The 21,867-nt window shown below is 67.4% G+C and carries 20 protein-coding genes and 1 other RNA gene; 11 read left to right on the plus strand and 10 right to left on the minus strand.

The genetic code is table 11. The features are described from left to right. Together dnaX and ffs are read right to left on the minus strand one after the other, a co-directional pair. The coding region (gene dnaX, locus F3J15_RS05280) for a DNA polymerase III subunit gamma/tau (RefSeq protein ID WP_166888543.1) at positions 1–1,661 on the minus strand (1,661 nt) is incomplete at its 3' end. 127 nt (positions 1,662–1,788) lie between these two features. Further along, positions 1,789–1,887: signal recognition particle sRNA small type (gene ffs / locus F3J15_RS05285), an RNA gene on the minus strand. A 405-nt stretch (positions 1,888–2,292) separates the two neighbouring features. Here ffs and trxA point away from each other — a divergent pair. The 8 genes from trxA to F3J15_RS05325 all read left to right on the plus strand — a co-directional run bounded on the left by trxA (position 2,293) and on the right by F3J15_RS05325 (position 10,893). Then, the gene (gene trxA / locus F3J15_RS05290) at positions 2,293–2,619 is read left to right on the plus strand and encodes a thioredoxin TrxA (protein WP_006402348.1); all 327 of its coding nucleotides are present in this window, start codon (positions 2,293–2,295) and stop codon (positions 2,617–2,619) included. Positions 2,620–2,812: 193 nt separating this feature from the next. Further along, positions 2,813–4,075 carry a transcription termination factor Rho gene (gene rho / locus F3J15_RS05295; protein ID WP_006478662.1) on the plus strand — a complete coding sequence of 421 codons (1,263 nt, stop codon included), beginning with the start codon at positions 2,813–2,815 and terminating at the stop codon, positions 4,073–4,075. A gap of 133 nt (positions 4,076–4,208) precedes the next feature. Next, on the plus strand, positions 4,209–4,709 hold the full coding sequence (locus F3J15_RS05300) for a MerR family transcriptional regulator (protein ID WP_166888546.1): 501 nt from the start codon (positions 4,209–4,211) through the stop codon (positions 4,707–4,709). Beyond that, entirely contained in the window at positions 4,706–6,262 is a 1,557-nt protein-coding gene (locus F3J15_RS05305; protein ID WP_089445769.1) for an MFS transporter, read from the plus strand. Before F3J15_RS05300 ends, F3J15_RS05305 begins: the two co-directional genes overlap by 4 nt. Before the next feature lie 38 nt (positions 6,263–6,300). Beyond that, positions 6,301–7,134 (plus strand): M90 family metallopeptidase, encoded by an 834-nt coding sequence (locus tag F3J15_RS05310; protein WP_089484078.1) that lies wholly within the window; start codon positions 6,301–6,303, stop codon positions 7,132–7,134. A 157-nt stretch (positions 7,135–7,291) separates the two neighbouring features. Next, the gene (locus F3J15_RS05315) at positions 7,292–7,552 is read left to right on the plus strand and encodes a type B 50S ribosomal protein L31 (RefSeq protein WP_006753671.1); all 261 of its coding nucleotides are present in this window, start codon (positions 7,292–7,294) and stop codon (positions 7,550–7,552) included. A gap of 144 nt (positions 7,553–7,696) precedes the next feature. After that, positions 7,697–9,529 carry a glycosyltransferase family 39 protein gene (locus F3J15_RS05320; RefSeq protein WP_205190694.1) on the plus strand — a complete coding sequence of 611 codons (1,833 nt, stop codon included), beginning with the start codon at positions 7,697–7,699 and terminating at the stop codon, positions 9,527–9,529. Between the two features lie 2 nt (positions 9,530–9,531). Beyond that, on the plus strand, positions 9,532–10,893 hold the full coding sequence (locus F3J15_RS05325; RefSeq protein WP_089445772.1) for an MATE family efflux transporter: 1,362 nt from the start codon (positions 9,532–9,534) through the stop codon (positions 10,891–10,893). 11 nt (positions 10,894–10,904) lie between these two features. Here F3J15_RS05325 and lipA read toward each other — a convergent pair whose 3' ends face one another. From lipA to F3J15_RS05355, 6 genes are all read right to left on the minus strand, one after another. Beyond that, complete coding sequence (gene lipA / locus F3J15_RS05330) at positions 10,905–11,870, minus strand: lipoyl synthase (protein WP_166888552.1); 966 nt, start codon at positions 11,868–11,870, stop codon at positions 10,905–10,907. Positions 11,871–11,872: 2 nt separating this feature from the next. After that, positions 11,873–12,988, minus strand: a complete 1,116-nt coding sequence (locus F3J15_RS05335; RefSeq protein ID WP_166888554.1) for an acetoin dehydrogenase dihydrolipoyllysine-residue acetyltransferase subunit — start codon at positions 12,986–12,988, stop codon at positions 11,873–11,875. 4 nt (positions 12,989–12,992) lie between these two features. Beyond that, positions 12,993–13,997, minus strand: coding sequence for an alpha-ketoacid dehydrogenase subunit beta (locus tag F3J15_RS05340; protein ID WP_069248121.1), 1,005 nt, complete (start codon positions 13,995–13,997; stop codon positions 12,993–12,995). A 54-nt stretch (positions 13,998–14,051) separates the two neighbouring features. Then, entirely contained in the window at positions 14,052–15,035 is a 984-nt protein-coding gene (locus F3J15_RS05345) for a thiamine pyrophosphate-dependent dehydrogenase E1 component subunit alpha (protein WP_166888557.1), read from the minus strand. A gap of 77 nt (positions 15,036–15,112) precedes the next feature. Next, positions 15,113–15,889 (minus strand): SDR family NAD(P)-dependent oxidoreductase, encoded by a 777-nt coding sequence (locus F3J15_RS05350; protein WP_089445775.1) that lies wholly within the window; start codon positions 15,887–15,889, stop codon positions 15,113–15,115. Positions 15,890–15,947: 58 nt separating this feature from the next. Next, the gene (locus tag F3J15_RS05355; protein WP_166888559.1) at positions 15,948–17,006 is read right to left on the minus strand and encodes an NAD(+)/NADH kinase; all 1,059 of its coding nucleotides are present in this window, start codon (positions 17,004–17,006) and stop codon (positions 15,948–15,950) included. A gap of 535 nt (positions 17,007–17,541) precedes the next feature. On the opposite strand from F3J15_RS05355, the gene F3J15_RS05360 reads away from it, so the two are divergent. Further along, complete coding sequence (locus F3J15_RS05360; RefSeq protein WP_166888562.1) at positions 17,542–19,458, plus strand: sigma-54-dependent Fis family transcriptional regulator; 1,917 nt, start codon at positions 17,542–17,544, stop codon at positions 19,456–19,458. A 23-nt stretch (positions 19,459–19,481) separates the two neighbouring features. Here the strand turns inward: F3J15_RS05360 and F3J15_RS05365 are convergent, their stop codons facing one another. Further along, positions 19,482–19,931, minus strand: a complete 450-nt coding sequence (locus tag F3J15_RS05365; protein ID WP_166888565.1) for a carboxymuconolactone decarboxylase family protein — start codon at positions 19,929–19,931, stop codon at positions 19,482–19,484. Next, entirely contained in the window at positions 19,915–20,376 is a 462-nt protein-coding gene (locus tag F3J15_RS05370) for a MerR family transcriptional regulator (protein WP_166888568.1), read from the minus strand. The genes F3J15_RS05365 and F3J15_RS05370 overlap by 17 nt, the downstream gene beginning before the upstream one ends. Before the next feature lie 295 nt (positions 20,377–20,671). On the opposite strand from F3J15_RS05370, the gene F3J15_RS05375 reads away from it, so the two are divergent. Both F3J15_RS05375 and F3J15_RS05380 read left to right on the plus strand, forming a co-directional pair. Next, positions 20,672–21,289, plus strand: coding sequence for a helix-hairpin-helix domain-containing protein (locus tag F3J15_RS05375; protein WP_089445780.1), 618 nt, complete (start codon positions 20,672–20,674; stop codon positions 21,287–21,289). A gap of 88 nt (positions 21,290–21,377) precedes the next feature. Then, the gene (locus tag F3J15_RS05380; RefSeq protein WP_069248127.1) at positions 21,378–21,815 is read left to right on the plus strand and encodes a YidB family protein; all 438 of its coding nucleotides are present in this window, start codon (positions 21,378–21,380) and stop codon (positions 21,813–21,815) included. Positions 21,816–21,867: the final 52 nt, after the last annotated feature.

Genomic DNA, 21,867 nt, shown 5'->3' on the forward strand with positions numbered 1-21,867 from the left:
TCGGCAGCCGGCTGGGCTGCCGGTTTCGCGGCGGCGGCGCCCGCGCGCCCGCGGTCGGACGACACGCGCATCCCCGCATTGCGCAACACGTCGAGCGCGGCGGCAGCGCCTCCGGAGCGCGCTGTCGGACGCGCAGCGGGCTCAGGCGACACAGCGCGCGGCATCGGTTCGGCCGGCGCAGCCGGCTCGTCGCTTCGCTGCGTAACGACAGCAGGCGGTTCGGGTTCCGTGCGGACGGGTGCCGGCCTGTCGCCGGCCGGCTCTGCTTGCGGTGCTGCGGCCGTCTGCGGCTGCGGCGTCTCGATGACGGGCGCATCAACCGGGGCCGGCGCGGATGTCTGAACGGCAGCCGGCTTCACGGGCGGCTTGTCTGCGTCGTCGCCGGGCTGCGGTACGGCCCGCACAACCGGTGCCGCGGGCGCAGCCGGCGCAGCCGGTGCAGCAACCTGCGGCCGCGCTGCTTCGGCAGGTGCGGCCGATACCGGCTTCGCCGCAGCGGCCGATGCCGCCACCGCACGAGGACCCTGCACCGCACGCGGCACGGACGGCTGGCCACCCGGCGCACTGCCGGCGGCAACCGCCGGCTCGAACGCGAGCATCCGCAGCAGCGTCATCGTGAAACCGGCGTACTCGTCCGGCGCCAGGCCGAGCTCGGCACGACCGACCGTCGCGATCTGATAGAACAACTGGACCTGTTCGGGGCTCAACGTCTCGGCGAAGCGGCGCAGGTCGCCCGCTTCGGGCCATTCGTCGAGCACCGAGCCCGGCGCGAACTGCGCCCACGCGATGCGATGCAGCAGGCTCGCGAGATCCTGCAGCGCGGTCGAGAACGACAGGCTGCGCAGCGACATCTCGTCGGCAATCGCGAGGATTTCCGGGCCGCCGCCCGCGGCGAGCGCGTCGAGCAGACGCACCATGTAAGTCTGGTCGAGTGCGCCGAGCATGCCCGACACGGCCGACTCGGTCACCTCATTGGCCGAATAGGCGATCGCCTGGTCGGTGAGCGACAGCGCGTCGCGCATGCTGCCCTGTGCGGCACGCGCGAGCAGGCGCAGTGCCTGCGGCTCGAACGTAATCTGCTCTTCGCCGAGGATCCGTTCGAGATGCGACACGATGTGCCCGGCCGGCATCTGCTTCAGGTTGAACTGCAGGCAGCGCGACAGCACGGTGACGGGGATTTTCTGCGGATCGGTGGTCGCGAGGATGAACTTGACGTGCGGCGGCGGCTCTTCGAGCGTCTTCAGCATCGCGTTGAACGCGTGATTCGTCAGCATGTGCACTTCGTCGATCATGTAGACCTTGAAGCGCGCATCGACGGGCGCGTACACCGCGCGCTCGAGCAGCGCGGCCATTTCGTCGACGCCGCGGTTGCTCGCGGCATCCATCTCGACGTAATCGACGAAACGCCCTTCGTCGATCTCGCGACAGGCGCGACACACGCCGCACGGCTGCGACGTGACGCCGGTTTCACAATTGAGTGCCTTGGCGAAGATCCGCGACAGCGTCGTCTTGCCGACGCCGCGGGTTCCGGTAAACAGATAGGCGTGATGGAGACGCCCGCCGTCGAGCGCGTGCGTAAGCGCCCTGACGACGTGCTCCTGGCCGACGAGCGAAGCGAAATCCTTCGGACGCCACTTGCGTGCGAGAACTTGATAGGTCATCAGGAAATTGTATCAGTAACGCTGCGTCGCGCCGACACGCGAAACGGTGCGGAAGACAGGCAACGCGCGGGTAAAACGGAGTGTGGTGCAGAAATAAAAAACGCCCGGCGAACGGGGCGAGAAGGAAGGTGACGAGCCCAACCCTCGGCACTGGCGGAAAACGATTGTGGCTGCTTCGTTCCCGACCTGACCAGGTTCACCGCCCCACCATGCGAGGAGGCCCGTCACGGCATATTCTATCATCGCTTCCGGATGAATGCGACCGTTTGTTCGCACCAATGCGAATATGACCCGACAAATCGACGCGCATCGGGCGCCGCGAAGCTCACCCGACGCGCATGGCCTGCGCGTCTACCCCTTGTAATTTGCGAGCCGGCCTCCACCTGCAGGACACAACGGTCGAACGTCGCGTCGTACCCCTACTCGCGTAGCGGCTACTATCGCCGCCCGCAGCAGATAGCAATTTAGGCTAATATGACGCCCGAACGACCCGCGAGCCGCGGCATGCAGCGCTTACACGCCTCCTTTCCGGAGAGTGGAGTGACCTGCCGCAGCGGCCGGCCGCCAACGGCGGCCGGTACGCCGCAACGCGCAAGCAGGCAGTCCCCGAACCGTAAGAGGTATTGACCCAATGAGCGAACAGATCAAACACATTAGCGACGCATCGTTCGAACAGGACGTCGTCAAATCCGACAAGCCCGTGCTCGTCGATTTCTGGGCCGAATGGTGCGGCCCGTGCAAAATGATCGCCCCGATCCTCGACGAAGTCGCGAAGGACTACGGCGACAAGCTGCAGATCGCGAAGATCAACGTCGACGACAACCAGGCAACGCCCGCGAAGTTCGGCGTGCGCGGCATCCCGACGCTGATCCTGTTCAAGAACGGCGCGGCCGCCGCGCAGAAGGTCGGCGCGCTGTCGAAGTCGCAGCTCACCGCATTCCTGGACAGCCACCTGTAATACAGGCAGTTCCGCGGACGTGTTGTCAGCCGGCAACACGTCCGTCGACAAGCCGCCGATCGCTCGCTCAAGCGCGAATCGGCCTATGCTAGAATTAAAAAACGTCTACAAGACGCATTTAAGTCTCTGAGCGCTTCCGCTCGCCCTCCTCCCTTTATTTCTTTCGTCGTCTCCTCCCTGGCGGGTTCTCCGTATGCATTTATCCGAGCTCAAGTCTCTGCACGTCTCCGAACTGATCGAAATGGCCAATGGCCTGGAGATCGAAAACGCGAACCGCCTGCGCAAGCAGGAGTTGATGTTTGCCATTCTTAAAAAGCGCGCCAAGACGGGTGAGACGATCTTCGGCGACGGTACGCTCGAAGTGCTGCCGGACGGCTTCGGCTTCCTGCGCTCGCCGGAAATGTCGTACCTCGCGAGCACCGACGACATCTACATCAGCCCGTCGCAGATCCGCCGCTTCAACCTGCACACCGGCGACACCATCGAAGGTGAAGTCCGCACGCCGAAGGACGGCGAGCGCTACTTCGCGCTGGTGAAGGTCGACAAAGTCAACGGGCAGCCGCCCGAGGCCTCGAAACACAAGATCATGTTCGAGAACCTCACGCCGCTGCACCCGAACAAGCCGCTGTCGCTCGAACGCGAAATGCGCGGCGAGGAAAACGTCACGGGCCGCATCATCGACATGATCGCGCCGATCGGCAAGGGCCAGCGCGGCCTGCTCGTCGCGTCGCCGAAGTCGGGCAAGACCGTGATGCTCCAGCACATCGCGCACGCGATCAAGCAGAACCACCCGGACGTGATCCTGTTCGTGCTGCTGATCGACGAGCGCCCTGAAGAAGTGACCGAAATGCAGCGCTCGGTCGCCGGCGAAGTGATCGCGTCGACGTTCGACGAACCGGCCACGCGCCACGTCCAGGTCGCCGAAATGGTGATCGAGAAGGCCAAGCGCCTCGTCGAAATGAAGCACGACGTCGTGATTCTGCTCGACTCGATCACGCGTCTGGCACGCGCGTACAACACCGTGATCCCGGCATCGGGCAAGGTGCTGACGGGTGGTGTCGACGCGAACGCACTGCAGCGCCCGAAGCGCTTCTTCGGCGCGGCGCGCAACATCGAGGAAGGCGGTTCGCTGACGATCATCGGCACCGCGCTGATCGAAACCGGCAGCCGCATGGACGACGTGATCTACGAAGAGTTCAAGGGCACCGGCAACATGGAAGTGCACCTCGAGCGCCGCCTCGCGGAAAAGCGCGTGTATCCGTCAATCAACCTGAACAAGTCGGGCACGCGTCGCGAAGAAATGCTGATCAAGCCCGAGATCCTTCAGAAGATCTGGGTGCTGCGCAAGTTCATCCACGACATGGACGAAGTCGAAGCGATGGAATTCCTGCTCGACAAGATCCGCCAGACGAAGAGCAACTCCGAGTTCTTCGACCTGATGCGCCGCGGCGGCTGATCACCCCCGCCCCGCACCCCGGAAACGGCCGCCCGCGCATCCTGCCCGGCGGCCGTTTTTCGGTGTCAACCTGAACGTGAACGTACAGGTTGATCTATAATCGCGTCATCGTCCAAACCCAATCCTCCTCCCGATGCCGAACGACGCCTCCACCCCGCTGCTGACCGTGAGCGACGCGGCGTCACGGCTCGGCGTCACGCCGCGCACGCTGAAGTATTACGAAGAGCGCGGGCTCGTCACGCCGTCGCGCAGCGAAGGCCGTTACCGCCTCTACGACGAAGCCGACCTCGAGCGCTTCGCACGCATCCTGCGGCTGCGCGCGCTCGGTTTCTCGTTGCACGGCATCACCGAGATGCTGAAGCGCCCGCTGGAAGAAACGGGCGACGGCCGGCGCCGCTATTCGGACGCGTCGCTGCGCGAGATCCGCGCCGGCCTTGCCGAGCAGGTCGACACGCTCGACCGGCGGATCGCGGCCGTCCAGCGCGAACTGAAGGAAGCCGTCGCGCTGCGCAAGGAATTGCAGCACGACATCGACTACGTCGAACGGCGTCTTGCCGGCGAAAACGCCGATGCGCTGATCGCGCAGCGGCAGGCCGAAGCCGGCACGCGGCGCACGCGCAAGGCTCGCGAATGAACGCGATGCCCGGTCGCTCGCCACTGTGGAGCCGCGCAAACCTGCGCGCGGACCTGTTCCCGTGGGCGCTCGCGCTCGTCACCGGCATCGACTACTTCGACAACGCAATCTTCTCGTTCTTCGCGAGCTACATCGCGGGCGGCATCAACGCATCGCCCGACGAACTCGTGTGGTCGTCGAGCGCCTACGCGGTCACCGCCGTGCTCGGCATCCTGCAGCAGCAATGGTGGGTCGACCGGCTCGGCCATCGCCGCTACGTCGCCGGCTGCATGCTGATGTTCTCGTTCGGCGCGATCGCGGCCGCGCTCGCCGACACGTCGCTCGAACTCGCGTTCGCGCGCGGTTTTCAGGGCTATTTCATCGGCCCGATGATGGGCGCGTGCCGGATCCTGATCCAGATCAGTTTCAAGCCGCAGGAACGGCCGCCCGCGACGCGCGCGTTCCTGATCATGATCCTGCTCGGGAGCGCGCTCGCGCCGATCATCGGCGGCCTGCTCGTCGCACATTCGACGTGGCGCGCGCTGTTTGCGTGCTCGGCGCCGGCCGGCATCGCGTTCGCGATCCTCGCGCTGCTCACGCTGCCCGATTCGGGCCGGACACCCGACGACCAACGCGGCTCCGGACACTTCTGGCCGTATGTCGTGTTCGCGCTCGCGCAAGGCGCGCTGCAGATCGTGCTGCAGCAGGTGCATTACCAGCTCTACAGCGGCTCGCCGATGCTGATCCTGCTGACGATCGCAGGGATCGGCGCGCTTGCGTGGTTCGCGTATCACCAGTGGCATCATCCGACGCCGCTCGTGCGCCTGCACGCGTTCCGCGAGCGGACGTTCCAGGTCGGGCTGCTGCTCTACATGTTCTATTACTACGAGTCGACGGGCTTCAGTTACCTGACGTCGCGTTTTCTCGAAAGCGGGCTCGGCTATCCGGTCGAGAACGCCGGGCGGCTGGTGGGCACGATGTCGCTGATTTCGGCCACCGCGCTGTTCGCGTACCTGCGTTACGCGAAATTCGTCACGCACAAGAAGTGGTTCGTCGTGCCGGGGTTCGCGATCGCCATCACGGCCGCGCTGTGGATGACGCGGATGACGCCGCAGGTCGGCGAAGCCGCGCTGATCGTCCCGCTGCTGCTGCGCGGATTGCTGCTGCTCTTCATCGTGCTGCCGGTGGCCAACCTGACGTTCCGGATCTTCGCGATCGACGAATACACGCACGGCTACCGGCTGAAGAACATCGTGCGGCAACTGACGATCTCGTTCGCGACGTCGTCGGTAATCATCGTCGAACAGCACCGCGTGGCCGTGCACCAGACACGGCTCGTCGAACGTGCAAACGTGTTCGACCCGCTGTTCCAGCAGACCGTCGATGCGCTGACGCGCAGCTATGCCGCCGCCGGCCACGCGCTGAACGAGGCGCACGGCCTCGCGATCGCGTCGATCGCACGCATGGTCGCGCAACAGGCGTCGTTCCTCGCATCGCTCGACGGCTTTTACTTCCTGGCGGGCGTGGCGCTCGTCGGCGGCCTCTTCGCGGCATGGCAAAAAGAGATCGATTGAGTTAAAAGACAGGCATTGGATTTCCGCGAAACGCCTTCATGCTCTCGAAACTGACCCGCTGGTTCGACGACCGCCGCCGCGACCGCGCGCTGCGCAGCCACCCGATTCCCGACGCGCTGTGGCAGGACACCGTCGAGCGCCTGCCGTTCCTCGCGGCGCTGTCGCCCGACGCGCTCGGCCGGCTGCGCGAACTGACGAGCCTGTTCGTCGCGAAGAAATCGTTCTCGACCGCGCACGGGCTCGAGTTGACCGACGCGATGATCGTCGCGATCGCCGCGCAAGCCTGCCTGCCCGTGCTGAATCTCGACCTGTCGCTGTACGACGGCTGGGTCGGCGTCGTCGTGTATCCGGGCGAATTCGTGATCCGCAAGACGGTGCAGGACGAGGACGGTGTCGTCCACGAAGTCGAGCAGGACGCGAGCGGCGAGGCCTGGGAAGGCGGCCCCGTGATCCTGTCCTGGGAGGACGCGCAGATGACGGACGGCCGCGACGCGTACAACGTCGTGATCCACGAGTTCGCGCACAAGATCGACATGGTCAACGGCGCGGCCGACGGCTATCCGCCCCTATTTCGCCGCTGGCACGCGCCGCACCTCGATGCGCAAGCCTGGGCCGACGTGTTCGAGCACGCGTACGACCAGTTCTGCGCGCGCGTCGACGCGGTGCCGGACCGTGCGTGGGCGCGCTTCGAGCGGGATTCGCTGATCGATCCCTATGCCGCGGACCACCCGTCGGAATTCTTCGCGGTATGCAGCGAGGCGCTGTTCGTCAGGCCAAAAGCGTTCGAGTCCGAATTTCCGGAGTTGTACCGGCTGCTCGCGCGCTACTACCGGCAGGATCCGGCCGGCACTGGCGTGCTCGACGCACCGTGAAAATTATTCGTCAACCATCTGATTTTCTGGCATAATCGCCGTTTTTCGACCTTAGGCAAGTGGCTCGCGCCGGGCTTGGCGTCATCTGGTTTGCGCAATGTGCGCGCTCCGGCACGACAAGCGGCGGGTTGGCTACCGCTCTCACCAAGGAAAGACCATGAAAGAAGGCATCCACCCGAACTACCGCGAAGTCGTCTTCCAAGACATGTCGAACGGCTTCAAGTTCATCACGCGCTCGACGATCCAGACGCGCGAAAACATCGAACTCGACGGCAAGACCTACCCGCTCGCCAAGATCGAAGTGTCGTCGGAATCGCACTCGTTCTACACGGGTCAGCAAAAGATCATGGACACGGCAGGCCGTGTCGAGAAGTTCAAGAACAAGTTCGGCGTTCGCGCCAGCGGCAAGGCGAAGTAAGCTTCGCACTGCATCCGGTGGTTGCAACGCACCGGTACCGCACAAAAGGGCAGCCCAGGCTGCCCTTTTTTGTCTCTGCTCGCCCGAAAAGCGCCGGCCGGCGCCCGGGCATCGACCTGACGTGCAACAGCGGGCGCGTCTACAATGCCGGATGCTCGAAACCGGCTCGACCGCGCGCATCCGCGCCGGCCACCCGCCCATAACAAATCGCTCATCTGCATGAAGCCTGTCGTCCGTCTCACCGCCTCCGCCACGCGCGCGCTACCGCGCTGGCTGCTGCTCACGCTCTGTTTCGTCTACGCAGCGTTCGGCCTGTTCGGCCGCGACCCGTGGAAGAACGAGGACGCGGCAGGCTTTGGCGTGATGTGGACGATGGCCAAGGGCGGCTGGCACGACTGGCTGCTGCCGAACCTGGTCGGCAAGTTCATCACGACCGACGGGCCGCTCGGCTACTGGCTCGGCGCGCTGTCGATCCGCGGCCTCGGCCCGTGGGTCGACGCGAGCAACGCGTCGCGCATCGACACCGGCGTGCTGTTCTGCGTCGCGTGCGCGTTCGTCTGGTATGCCGCCTACCTGCTCGGCCGGCGTGCCGAAGTCCAGCCGTTCAAATACGCATTCGGCGGCGAGCCCGAGCCGCGCGACTACGGCCGCACGCTCGCCGACGGCGCGCTGCTGGTGCTCGTCGCCTGCTTCGGCCTCGCGGAGCGCGGGCACGAAACGACGCCGCAGCTCGCGCAGTTCGCGTGGATCGCGATGCTCGTCTACGGGATCGTGCGCGGCATCGACAAGCCGATGCAGGGCGCGCTGTGGTGGGGCCTCGCGATGGGCCTCGTCGCGCTGTCCGGCAATCCGGTGCTGGTCGTCGCGCTGCTCGCCGGCACCGCCGTGCTGTGGCTCGTCACGCCCGAGATGCGCAACCTGCGCCTGCCGCTGGTCGGCGTGCCGCTCGCGGCCGCGATCTTCGCACTGTGGCCGCTGGCCGCGTTCGTCGCGGCGCCCGACGATGCCGCGTGGTTCTTCAACCAGTGGATCCACGGCAGCCTGATGCGCTTTTCGGGCCCGCCGACCGCGGTGCTCGGCTATGCGGCGAAGAACCTGCCGCTGTTCACGTGGCCCGCGTGGCCGCTCGCGATCTGGGCATGGTGGAGCTGGGCCGGCATGCGCCGACGTGCGCACGTCGCGATTCCGCTGTCGGTCGCCGTGCCGCTCGTCGCGCTCGTGATCCTGCAGAGCCAGCAGTCGAACCGCATGTACATGCTGCTGCTGCCGCCGCTCGCCGTGCTCGCGACGTTCGCGCTGCCGACCCTCAAGCGCGGCGCGATCAATGCGATCGACTGGTTCGCGGTGCTGAGCTTCACGATCCTCGGCACCTTCGTGTGGCTCGTGTGGCTCGCCTCGATCACGGGCTTCCCGCATCCGCTCGCGCGCAACCTCGCCCGCCTCGTGCCCGGCTACGAGCCGCACTTCAAGATCCTGTCGTTCATCTGCGCGGTGATCGCCACCGTGTGCTGGTGCTTCCTGGTGCGCTGGCGCATCTCGCGGCAGCCGAAGGTGCTGTGGCGCAGCGTCGTGCTGTCGGGTGCGGGCACCACGTTGATGTGGGTGCTGCTGATGACGCTGTGGCTGCCGATCGTCAACTACGGCCGGACCTATCGCGACGTCGCGCAGCAGATCGCCGTGCACCTGCCGTCCGACTACGAGTGCATCTCGCCGGTGCGGCTCGGTGACGCGCAGATCGCGACCTTCGCGTATTTCGGCAACATGCGCTTCGACTTCTCCGGCGACTGCGACGTGATCCTGCGCCAGGACCGCTCGGACTTCGGCGAGCCGAGCTCGATGTCGCAATACGTGTGGCGTCTCGTGTGGGAAGGCCGCCGCGCCGCCGACCGTGACGAGCGCTTCCGCCTGTACGAGCGCATCGAACGGCCGAAGACGCCCGTCAAGCGGCGTCAGCCGCGCCGCCAGCCGGCCGATTGACGATGTTCGGCGACATCCGCCGGATCGTCGGTCTCGCATGGCCGGTGCTCGTCGGCCAGCTTGCGATCATCGCGTTCGGCGTGATCGACACCGCGATGGTCGGGCGCTACTCGGCCGTCGATCTGGCCGCACTCGGGCTCGGTTCGTCGATCTACATTTCGATCTATATCGGCCTGACGGGCATCCTGTCGGCGCTGCAGCCGATCACCGGGCAGCTGTACGGCGCGCGGCGCTATGCCGAGATCGGCGAAGAAGTGCGCCAGGCGCTGTGGCTCGCGCTGCTGCTCGCGGTGCCCGGCTTTCTCCTGCTGCATTTTCCCGAACCGCTGCTGCGCGTCGCGCATACGCCCGCCGCGCTGCACGACCGCACCGTCGACTACCTGCGCATCCTGTCGTACGGGCTGCCCGCCAGCCTCGTCTTCCGCATCTACAACGCGCTGACCAACGCGGCCGGCAAGCCGCGCCTCGCGATGATCCTGCAGATCGGCGCGCTGCTGCTCAAGTTTCCGCTCAACGTGTGGTTCATCTTCGGCGGGTTCGGCGTGCCGGCCCTCGGCGGCCCCGGCTGCGGGCTTGCGAGCACGCTGATCAACTGGGCGCTCGCGCTGATCGGCTACACGCTGCTCGCGAAGCTCGACGTGTTCGCGCCGCTCGCGATCTTCTCGCGCTTCTGCTGGCCGGTCTGGGAACGCCAGAAGGTGATCCTGAAACTCGGCGTGCCGATGGGCCTGTCGTACCTGATCGAGGTCACGTCGTACACGTGCATGGCGCTGTTCATCGCGCAGTTCGGCACGACGACGCTCGCCGGCCACCAGATCGCCGGCAACATCGGCGCGGTGCTGTACATGACGCCGCTGTCGATCGGCGTGGCGGCGTCGACGCTGGTCGCGCGCGCGCTCGGCGCCGGACGGCCCGAGGAAGCCCGGCTGCTCGGCCGGCACAGCGTGATCTTCGCGTGCGGCATCGCCGCGACCTACGGCCTGCTCGTGTTCGTGCTGCGCCCGCTGATCATCGGCGGCTATACGCCGAACCCGGCCGTCGCCGCGGCCGCGATGCCGCTCGTCGCGATCGTCGCGTGCTACCACGTCTTCGATGCGCTGCAGGTCACGTCGGCGTTCGTGCTGCGCGCCTACAAGGTCGCGGTCGTGCCAACCGTGATCTATGCGGTCGCGCTGTGGGGCGTCGGGCTCAGCGGCGGCTATGCGCTCGGTTTCGACGTGGGCGGGATCGCGCCCGCGTGGCTGACCGGCGCGCGCGGCTTCTGGTTCGCGAACACGATCAGCCTGATGCTCGCGGGCGCCGGGCTCGTGCTGTACCTGCGCCGCGTCAGTCGTGCGCATGCCGCCGCTTCCACGTCCGCCTGACGCGCTGGCCGCTACGTCTCCTCCAGCACGTCGGCCGCGTGATACGACGACCGTACGAGCGGGCCGGCGACGACTTCCCTGAAACCGAGCGATAGCGCCTCGTCGCGCCACGCGGCGAATGCGTCCGGGCTCACGTAGCGCCGTACCGGCAGATGGTGCACGGACGGCGCGAGATACTGGCCGAGCGTCAGCACGTCGACGTCATGCGCACGCAGGTCGCGCAGCGTGTCGCGCACTTCGTCGTCGCACTCGCCGAGGCCGAGCATCAACCCCGATTTCGTCACCAGCTCCGGCCGCGCCTGCTTTGCCTGCGCGAGCAGTTCGAGCGAGCCGCGATAGTCGGCGCCCGGCCGCGCTGCGCGATACAGCGACGGCACCGTCTCGATGTTGTGGTTGAACACGTCGGGCCAGGCCGTCGACAGCGCATCGAGCGCGCGAGCCACGCGGCCGCGGAAGTCCGGTGTCAGTACTTCGACGCCGATACCCGGCACGCTCGCGCGGACCGCCGCGATGCATGCGGCGAAATGCGAGGCGCCGCCGTCGCGCAGGTCGTCGCGGTCGACCGACGTGATCACGACGTAGCGCAGCCCGAGCGCCGCGGCCGCGTCGGCCAGACGCGCGGGCTCGTCGGGATCGAGCGGCTCGGGACGGCCGTGCGCGACGTCGCAGAACGGGCAGCGCCGCGTGCACAGCCCGCCCATGATCATGAAGGTCGCCGTGCGCTGCGCGAAGCATTCGCCGATGTTCGGGCACATCGCCTCCTCGCAGACGGAATGCAGCCGATGGTCGCGCAGCACGGCCGCCATGTCGGCGACCGCCGCGCTCATCATCGGCCGCGCGCGCAGCCACGGCGGCTTCGGCAACGCCGCACCGGCCGCGGGCTCGACGCGCACCGGAATGCGCGCAAGCTTGTCACGGCTTCTCGCGCCCGGCTGGCCGAGCGCCGTGAGGCTGGGTCGTTCGAGCGCGGCGGTCATCGTCAGTCTCCGAGAAACGCGACGATCAGGCGGTTCACGTCGGCGGCCGCCTCCATCTGCACCATGTGCCCGCTGCCGGCGATCACCTCGGCACGCACGCCATCCGGCAAACCCTGCGCGTGCTGCGCCGGGATCACCTGGTCGCGCTCGCCCCAAATCACGAGCGTGCGCGGCGCAAGCGTCGCGAGCCGGTCGCGGAACACGCGCCGCTGCGCGGCACCGTCGAACGCGGCATTCGCGATCTTCTCCAGTGCGGCCTGCACGCCTTCGAGCCGCTTGTACTTGACGAGATCCTCGACGAGCTGCCGCGTGACCAGCGCGTTGTCCGCGAACAGCGCGCCGAGGTGCGGCTTCAGCGTGTTGCGGCTGTTGCCGGCGACGAAGCCGTCGATGTAAGCGCGGTTGATGTCGGTACCGAGCCCCGCGCTCGCGATCAGCGTCAGCGACGCGACACGTTGCGGCGCGCGCTCGGCCGCCGCCATCGCGACCGCACCGCCCATCGAATGGCCGATCAGGTGGGCTTGGTCGATGCCCTTCGCATCGAGCAGCGCGAGCACCGCGTCGGCCAGTTCATCGAGGCTGCCCGTCTCGACCGCCTTGCCCGACTCGCCGTGACCGGGCAGATCGAGCGCCCACACCGGCCGGTGCGCGGCGAGATCCGCGTGATTGAACAGCCAGTTGTTAAGATCGCCTCCGAAGCCGTGGATCAGCACGGCCGGCGTGCCACTGCCTTCGCCGAGCTTCAGGAAGCGCACCGTCCGGCCGCCGATCTGCGCCTTCTCGGGCTGGGGGCCCGCCGCTTCGTCGGCAGCCGCGCTCGGCACGAAATCGCGCTGGAAATCGGCGATCGCCGCGTCGATGTCGGCATCGCTCGCGTCGGCGGCCGCGACGACGCCGAGCAGCGCGCCGACCGGCAGCGTCTCGCCTTCCTGCGCGACCTGCCGGCGCAGCGTGCCGTCGAACGCGCATTCGACACCCGACGAGATCTTGTCGGTCTCGACGTCGAGCACCTCGTCGCCCTTCGTCACGCGTTCGCCGAGCGCCTTCAGCCAGCCGTTGACCTGCCCCTGCTCCATCGACAGCCCCCACTTGGGCATCGTGATCATGTGAATCGACATCGTGTCAGCTCCTCGTCTTCAGGACCGCCTGCGCAATCGCATCGGCGGACGGGATATACAGGTCTTCCAGCACGCTCGCGAACGGCGCGGGCGTATGCGGCGCGGTCACGAGCTCGATCGGCGCCTTCAGCGCATGGAACGCACGCTGTGCGACGAGCGCGGCGATATCGGTCGCGATCGAGCAGCGCGGGTTCGCTTCGTCGACGACCACCACGCGCCCGGTGCGCTCCGCGCTTTCGAGGATCGTTTCCTCGTCGAGCGGCGACGTCGTGCGCAGGTCGATCACATCGACCTGGATGCCGTCCTTCGCGAGTTTCGCGGCTGCGTCCATCGCGAGATGCACCATCCGGCCGTACGTGACGATCGTCGCGTCGTCGCCGTCGCGCAGCACGTTCGCTTCGCCGAACGGAATCGCATAGGACTCCTCCGGCACTTCGCCTTCGCGGGTATAAAGCAGCTTGTGTTCGAGGAAGATCACGGGATCGTTGTCGCGGATCGCCTGGATCAGCAGCCCCTTCGCGTCGTACGGCGTCGACGGGCACACGACCTTCAGCCCCGGAATGTGCGTGAACAGCGACGTGAGCATCTGCGAGTGCTGTGCTGCCGCGCGCAAGCCGGCGCCGTACATCGCGCGGATCACGACCGGCGTCACGGCCTTGCCGCCGAACATGTAGCGGAACTTGGCGGCCTGGTTGAAGATCTGGTCGAAGCACACGCCCATGAAATCGATGAACATCAGCTCCGCGACGGGCCGCATCCCGCATGCGGCCGCGCCGACCGCCGCGCCGATGTAGCCGCCCTCCGACAACGGCGTATCCAGCACGCGGCCCGGAAACTTGTGGAACAGCCCCTTCGTCACGCCGAGCACGCCGCCCCACGCGTCGTCCTCACCCGGCGCGCCCGCGCCGCCTGCATTGTCCTCGCCCATCACGATCACGCTGTCGTCGCGCGCCATTTCCTGCGCGAGCGCCTCGTTGATCGCCTGCGAATAAGTGATCTTCCTTGCCATGTCTGTCTCCTGGAATGTTCGGTTCGCCGTGTCGGCCGTGGTGTCAGGCGGCGCTCACGGGTACGACACGTAGACGTCGGTCAGCAGGTCGGCCGCATCGGGTACCGGTGCGGCCTTGGCCTGCGCGACCGCATCGTCGATCAGCGCCTTCACCTGTGCATCGATCGCGCGCAGGTCGGCGGTCGTCAGCGCTTCGGCCCGCACGACGCGCGTTTCGAAATGCTTCAGGCAGTCCTTCTCGTCGCGCAGCTTCTGCACCTCGCCGGGTGCGCGATAGGTTTGCGCATCGCCTTCGAAGTGGCCGAAATAGCGTGTGAATTTCACTTCGACGAGCGTCGGGCCGCCGCCGTTGCGCGCGCGCTCGACGGCTTCGCCGAGCGCTTCGTGCACCGCGAAGAAGTCGAATCCGTCGACGATCACGCCCGGCATCCCGAACCCGTTCGCACGATCGGCGATGTTGTCGGTCGCGACCGACCAGCTCGACGACGTCGCTTCCGCATAGCCGTTGTTCTCGGCCACGAAGATCGCAGGCAGCCGCCACACCGACGCGAGGTTCATCGATTCGAAGATCACGCCCTGGTTCGATGCGCCGTCGCCGAAGAAGCACACGCCGACGCCGCCGGTCTTCTTGTGCTTCGCCGCGAGCGCCGCGCCGCAGACGAGCGGGCCGCCCGCGCCGACGATCCCGTTCGCGCCGAGCATCCCCATCGACAGATCGGCGATGTGCATCGAGCCGCCCTTGCCGTGACAGACGCCCGTCTTCTTGCCGTAGATCTCGGCCATCATCCCGTGCACGTCGACGCCCTTCGCGATGCAATGGCCGTGGCCGCGGTGCGTGGTGGCCACGTAGTCGTCGAGGCCGAGGTGCAGTATCGTGCCGACCGCGGACGCCTCCTCGCCCGCATACAGGTGAACGAAGCCGGGAATCTCGCCGGTCGCGAATTCGACGTGCAGGCGCTCCTCGAATTCGCGAATCGTGCGCATCAGCCGGTAGGCGTCCAGCAGTTTGTCCCTGCTGAGCTGTGTCGAAGCGGTCATGTGTGTCTCCTGAGTAGGTCTGACTGCGAATGCCGCCGCGGCCGGGCCACGGCGACGGATTTCACGGCCCGCGGCCGTCAGTGGAACGTGAAGCCGCCGTCGACGTTCACGGCCTGGCCCGTCACGTTGTCCATCGTCGCGAAGAACAGCGCGAGCCGGCCCATGTCCTCCGGCGTCTGCGCGCGGCCCTGCGGAATCAGCGTCAACTGGTGCCGCTGCCACGACTCCTCGACCGATTCGCCGTCGGTCTTCCATTCGTCGGACAGCCGGTCCCACATGTAGGTCCGCACGATGCCGGGGCAGATCGCGTTGACGGTCACGCCGTCGCGCGCGACCTCCTTCGCGAGCGCGTTCGTGAAGCCGACGACCGCGAATTTCGATGCGCTGTAATGCGCGAGATTCGGAAAGCCTTCCTTGCCGGCGATCGACGCGACGTTGATGATCCGGCCGCGGCCCTGCGCCTTCAGCGGCGCGAGCGCCGCGCGGCAGCCGAGGAACGTGCCTTTCGCGTTCACGTTCATCACGAAATCCCAGTCGCGCTCGGTCAGTTCGCCGACCGGATGAATGCTGATCACGCCCGCGCAGTTCACGAGGATGTCGAGCCGACCAAGGTCGGCGAGCGCCTGCGCAACCATCGCGTCGACCTGCGCGGCCTGCGTGACGTCGACCTTCGCAACCGCCGCCCGGCGGCCGAGCGCGCGTACCTCGCGCGCGGTGGCGTCGAGTGCGTCGTCGAGCAGGTCGGCCAGCAGGATGTCGGCGCCCGCGCCGGCAAGCGTCAGTGCAATGCCGCGGCCGATGCCGCGCGCACCGCCCGTGACGATGGCGACCTGTCCTTCGAGTGGGGCTGTCATGCGATGTCTCCTTGTTGATCGTTATGGATATCGAAATGTCATCGGGTAGAACGGTGTTTCAATAGCGCCACTCGCCGGCATCGCGCAGCAGCTGGCGTGACGACGCGTAGCGCAGCGTGCGCCCGACGTCGACCGTCAGCGGCCCGCGCCAGTCGAGCGAGATCTCGTAGCGATCGCCGCGCGCGACCTCGATCTCGCGCTCGCCGTCGAACGCGAGCGTGCCGTGCTCGAACGGAATCGTCTGCCAGGCGCCCGGCTCGAGCCGCTCGCAACTGCGCATCACGACGCGATCGACACGGCCCGGCGCAATCGGCGCGACGAGCGGCGTGCCGGCGGTCTTGCCGTCGGCCGCGAAGCGCATCGCCAGCCCGTGCGGCGCGCTGCGTTCGAGCGGCGCCCACGCGCCGCCGAGCGCGGACAGGCCGATTCCGTCCGGTTCCGCGAATGTCAGGTAGAGCGAATCGATGTCGTCGGACCCCGAGATCGCGCGGGCGCCGATGAAGCGCTGCCGCGCGGCGCACACGTCGACGAGCGCGATCTCCTCGCGCCCCGGCTGCGCGCCCGCCACGCAGCGCACGACGAGCCGCTTGTTGCGCGTGAACGCGACTTCGGCCGGCACGGCGCCGGTCGCGGCGAGTCCAGCCGCGACGCCGGCGATGGTGGCTTCACGATGTTCGGGAAATGCGTTATTGGTGCCGGTGGACAGCGCGACGAGCGGCGTCGCGCCGCAGTGCGCGGCAACCGCGCGATGGGTGCCGTCGCCGCCCAGCACGACGATCAGCGCAACTTCCATCCGGTGCAGGTACGCGGCGCCGGCCTGGGTATCCGCGACGGTGTCGGTGATCGGCAGGTCGACGAATTCGACCTCGGGCCAGCGCTCGTGCGGCGCGACCGCCCGGTGCGTGTCGATCGCACGCAGCAGCAGCGTCGCGATGCCCGTCCGGTCGCGCAGCGTCAGCACGCGCTCGACGCCCATCGCGCCGAGGCCGGCCAGCAGGCGAACGATCATGTTCGCCTTCTCGGCCGTGGGAAACACGGAGGCATGCGTCGTGAGGCGGCGGATGTCGCGCCCCGATGCGGGATTCGCGATCACACCGACGGTAACGGGCATCGTCACGGGTTCGTCTCCATCCAGTTGGCCGGCCGCAGTGCATTCGCGTGCGCCGCAGTCCTGCCTGTCTCGTCCGCTGCCATCGCCGGGCGGCGGATCGTCGTCGTCGACGCGACCGCGCCGACTTGCCCGAGATATCTGCAAGCAGCGTGCCATCGTGCGTGCGATGAACGTGAAACCCTTGTGGGTACTGGAGCAGCCGGCCTGCAGGTGTCCCTGATTCGATGCTGGAACGACGGAGCGTGCGGCAATTCGGCCTGTTCGTCTCACATCGCCGATGCGACCAAACGACCACCGCGACGCCGGTGCAGGCGCACCGTTCCGCCCGCAAACCCCGCGGTATCGCGGCGCCGCGCAGGCCGCGTCATGCCGGACGATCTCCGCCTGTCGCACATGAACGCGTCTCAACGACACGAGACAGCCCGCGATACCGGTGAGACGAACGTCTCAGGCCCGCCGCGTGCTGCGATGCAATGTGATCCGTCGAACGGGATGTGCTACAAGAACATCGCATCCCCGCCGTACGGAACCGGAGCCGACCATGCCCTACGCCGTCCCCCAGGCCCAGCACGCCGACCGCGTGCTCGGCGCGCTCGCCGGACGCCTGCCCGCGCCGGCCGACTCCACGCGCCTCGTGTCGTCGTGGCAGCGGTCCCTGGAGCGTTACAGCCTCGACCCCGCTTCGTCGATCGGCCCGCGCGTGCTGACCGCGGCCGAGCTCCGCGAAGTGCGCGACAAGGAGGAGGCCTTCCTGCGCGCGTCGGGCCAGTGCCTGACGCGGCTGCACGAGATGATCCGCGTCGCCGACTACTGCGTGATGCTGACCGACGCGCACGGCGTGACGATCGACTACCGGATCGACCGCGAGCGCCGCAACGACTTCCGTCATGCGGGGCTGCACATCGGCTCGTGCTGGTCGGAAAGCGAGGAAGGCACCTGTGGCGTCGCGAACGTACTGACCGATCTCGCGCCGATCACCGTGCACAAGACCGATCACTTTCGTGCGGCGTTCACGACGCTCACCTGCAGCGCGGCGCCGATCTTTTCGCCCGGCGGCGAGCTGATCGGCGTGCTCGACGCGTCGGCCGTTCATTCGCCCGACGGCCGCGACAGCCAGCGTCTCGTCTATCAGCTCGTGCGGCAGAGCGCGGCGCTGATCGAGGACGGCTACTTCGTGCACAGCACCGCGCAGCACTGGATCCTGTTTGGTCATCCGAATCGTCACTACGTCGAAGCGCAACCCGAGTGGCTGATCGCGTTCGACGAATGCGGCAACATCGTCGCCGCGAACCGGCAGGCGCGCGACGCACTGCCGGCGCTGCGCGAACCGCGCCATATCGACGAGATCTTCGATGCGACCGAGATGCCGCTGCGCGATGCCGCGCGGCTCGATGCGATCGTCGCGCTGCGGCTGCGCGCGACCGGCGCGCCGCTCTATGCGCGGCTGCGTGCGCCGCTACGGCGCACCGGCCGCGAACCCGGCACGGCCTCGCGCCGCCCGGGAAGCGCGCAACGCCACGTCGGCGCGCTGACGCCGTTCCTGCAAAGCAGCGACGCGCATATCGCGCAGCAGGCCGAACTCGCGCTGCGTGTCGCAAGCAAGCGGCTGCCGATTCTCGTGCTCGGCGAAACCGGTGCGGGGAAGGAAGTATTCGCACGCGCGATCCACGATGCCGGCGCACGGCGTACGCGGCCGTTCGTCGCGGTCAACTGCGGCGCGCTGCCGGAGGCGCTGATCGAGAGCGAACTGTTCGGCTATGCGGCCGGCGCGTTCACCGGCGCACGCAAGCACGGCGCGCGCGGCAAGATCGCGCTCGCCGACGGCGGCACGCTGTTCCTCGATGAAATCGGCGACATGCCGCTCGCGCTGCAGACGCGCCTGTTGCGCGTGCTCGCCGATGGCGAAGTCGTGCCGCTCGGCAGCGATACGCCCGTCCGCGTCGATCTCGACGTGATCTGCGCGACGCACCGCGATCTCGCACGGATGGTGGCCGACGGCACGTTTCGCGAGGATCTGTACTACCGGCTGAGCGGCGCGACGTTCGAACTGCCGCCGCTGCGCGAGCGCGCGGACGTGCGCGACGTGATCGCCGCCGTGTTCGCCGAGGAAGCGCAGGCCACCGGCCACGTGCTGACGCTCGATGCGACGCTCGCCGACCAGCTCGCCGCGTATCCGTGGCCCGGCAACGTGCGGCAATTGCGCAACGTGCTGCGCTATGCGTGCGCGGTGTGCGACGCCGCGCGCGTGACGCGACATGACCTGCCGGCCGAGATCGCCACGCAACTCGGCGGCGTCCTACCCGGCACGCTGCCCGACGACGAACGCGGCCGCATCGTCGCGGCGCTCACCGCGCATCGCTGGCGGCCCGACGCGGCCGCGCAGGCGCTCGGCATCTCGCGCGCGACGCTGTACCGGCGCATCGCGAAGCACCGGATCGTCGCGCCGCACCGCGCGTGACACGCCGCCGGCGCGTCTACCACTCATGACGCATGCGCCGCCGCTTCACGCGCGTTCGCGGTGTCACCCGACTTGCTGGCCGCTTCGATTTCATCGCGCCGCATAAACACCTCGTGCGCGGCGAACAGCGCGTTGAGCGCGGCCGGAAAACCCGCGTAGACGGCCATCTGCATGAACACCTCGACGATCTCGTCGCGCGTGCAGCCGACGTTCAACGCGGCCTCGATATGCACTTTGAGTTGCGGCTGCGCGTTGCCGAGCGCGGCCAGCGCCGCGATCGTCGCGATCTCGCGCGCTTTCAGGTCGAGCTGCGGCCGGCTGTAGATGTCGCCGAAACCGAATTCGACCAGGAGCCGCCCGAAGTCCGGCGCGATCGGCGCGAGCGCCGCGATCACGCGTTCGCCCACTTCGCCGTCGATTTCCTTCAGTTTGTTCCAGCCGCGCGTGTAGCGATCTTCAACGAGTCGTTCCATTGTGTCCGTCCTGTTCCGATAGAGAGTGAGAAGGTTTCGCCCGTCGCGCCGTATCCCGCTCCTGAGCCTCGTAGTACGCGATCTTGTCGCTGATCACGTCGAGGCTCGCCTGCAGCTCCGCGATATGCGCACGCACCGCGTCGCGATGCTCGACCAGCAGGCTGCGCCGCGTACCGAAGGTCGACTCGCCTTGCGCGCGCAGCGCCGCGAACGCCTGCATCTGCGCGATCGGCATGCCGGTCGCCTTCAGGCGCATCACGAAGGCCAGCCAGTCAAGGTCGGCCGGTGCATAGAGCCGGTGCCCGGCCGCCGTGCGCGAAATCGCGCGCAGCAGGCCGGCCTGCTCGTAGTACCGCAGCGTATGCGTCGACAGGCCGGTCATTTCGGCGACCTGGCCGATCGTCAGCGGGCCGGTGGAGGAAGATTGGGTGACGGTTTTCGACATGGCAGGAACAAGGTTAGGAGTTAGAGTTCACTCTAAGTCAAGCCCTGTCGAACAGCCAGTGCAACGATTGTCAGTGACACCCACGGCGACACCCCGGCGACACCGTAAAGAATGGTCAAAACCGCCGCCCGGCGCAGGTTTGGTCTTTACAGCGCCGCAAGCCTTCAGCAAGATTCGTTCAGCCTGTCTTAAAAAGGGCACGCATTTGTCCTATGCTTAACGGCGACGCCCGGCCGGGCGTCACCCCGCCGTCCGTTGCAACAGCCATTCATCCGTCAGAACCAGGGAGCCTTCCATGCTGAAAAAGCTGCTGATGCTGTTCGTCGCGCTATCGCTGTCGCTCGCCGCAGGCCTTGCCGCGGCCGTCGAAGTCAACACGGCTGACCAGGCCGCGCTCGAATCCGTGAAGGGTCTCGGGCCCGTGAAGTCGAAGGCGATCATCGACGAACGCACCAAGAACGGCCCGTTCAAGGACGCGGACGATCTCGCGAACCGCGTCAAGGGCCTCGGCACGAAGTCGGTCGGGCATCTCGAGGAAAACGGCCTGACGATCGGCGGCGCGTCGACGCCGCCGAAGGGCGTGAAGCTGTCGAAGCCGGCCGCAACGACATCGGCCACCACGCCGGCCACGACGTCGACCGGCACGGCGTCGACGTCGACGTCCACGACCGCGACGGCCGGCACGACGGCCACCGCACCGGCACCGGCGGCAAGCGCACCGGATGCGGCCGCGAAGCCGGCCAAGGCCAAGCGCATGACGAAGAAGGAAAAAGCGGCCGCAGCAGCGGCGGCATCCGCCGATGCGGGTGCGAGCGCACCGGCCGCAGCGTCGTCGGCAAAAGCGACGAAGGGTTCGAAGAAGAAAAGCAAGAAGGACAAGGCAGCCTCCGCCGCCGCGGCGTCGGGCGCCTGATGTGCGCCGCGCGCGCGACGGCGTGCGCGCGGCATTCGTTCAACGGGCGCCCACGGCGTGGCGCCCTTATCGGTAAAGGTAAAGAACCATGGGTCTCCTCGACATCGTTGGCGGTCTGCTCGGCGGCCAGGCCGGCGGCAACTCGCAAAGCGCGCTGATCACGACCGCGCTCGAATTCATCAACAACCAGCCGGGCGGCCTGAATGGCCTGATCGAGAAGTTCAAGGCCGGCGGCGCCGGTGACATCATCGGCTCGTGGGTCGGCACCGGCCAGAACCAGCCGATCTCGCCGGACACCCTGCAGAACGTGCTCGGCTCGGACGCGATCGGTGCGCTCGCGAGCAAGTTCGGTGTCGATCCGTCGATGGCCTCGACCGTCCTCGCGCAAGTGCTGCCGCACGTCGTCAACCACGCGACGCCGGACGGCGCGGTGCCGGCCGATGGCCAGGCACAGGTCGACCCGTCGAACGTGCTCGGCTCGCTGTCGCAGATCGCCGGCATGTTCGGCGGCAACAAGCAGGGCTGACGCGCTGCGTCGTTGCGACGCTCCATAAGCAAACACCCCGCCGAGGCGGGGT

This window comes from Burkholderia sp. Ap-955 (assembly GCF_011753045.1).
Taxonomy (GTDB): Bacteria; Pseudomonadota; Gammaproteobacteria; order Burkholderiales; family Burkholderiaceae; genus Burkholderia; species Burkholderia lata_D.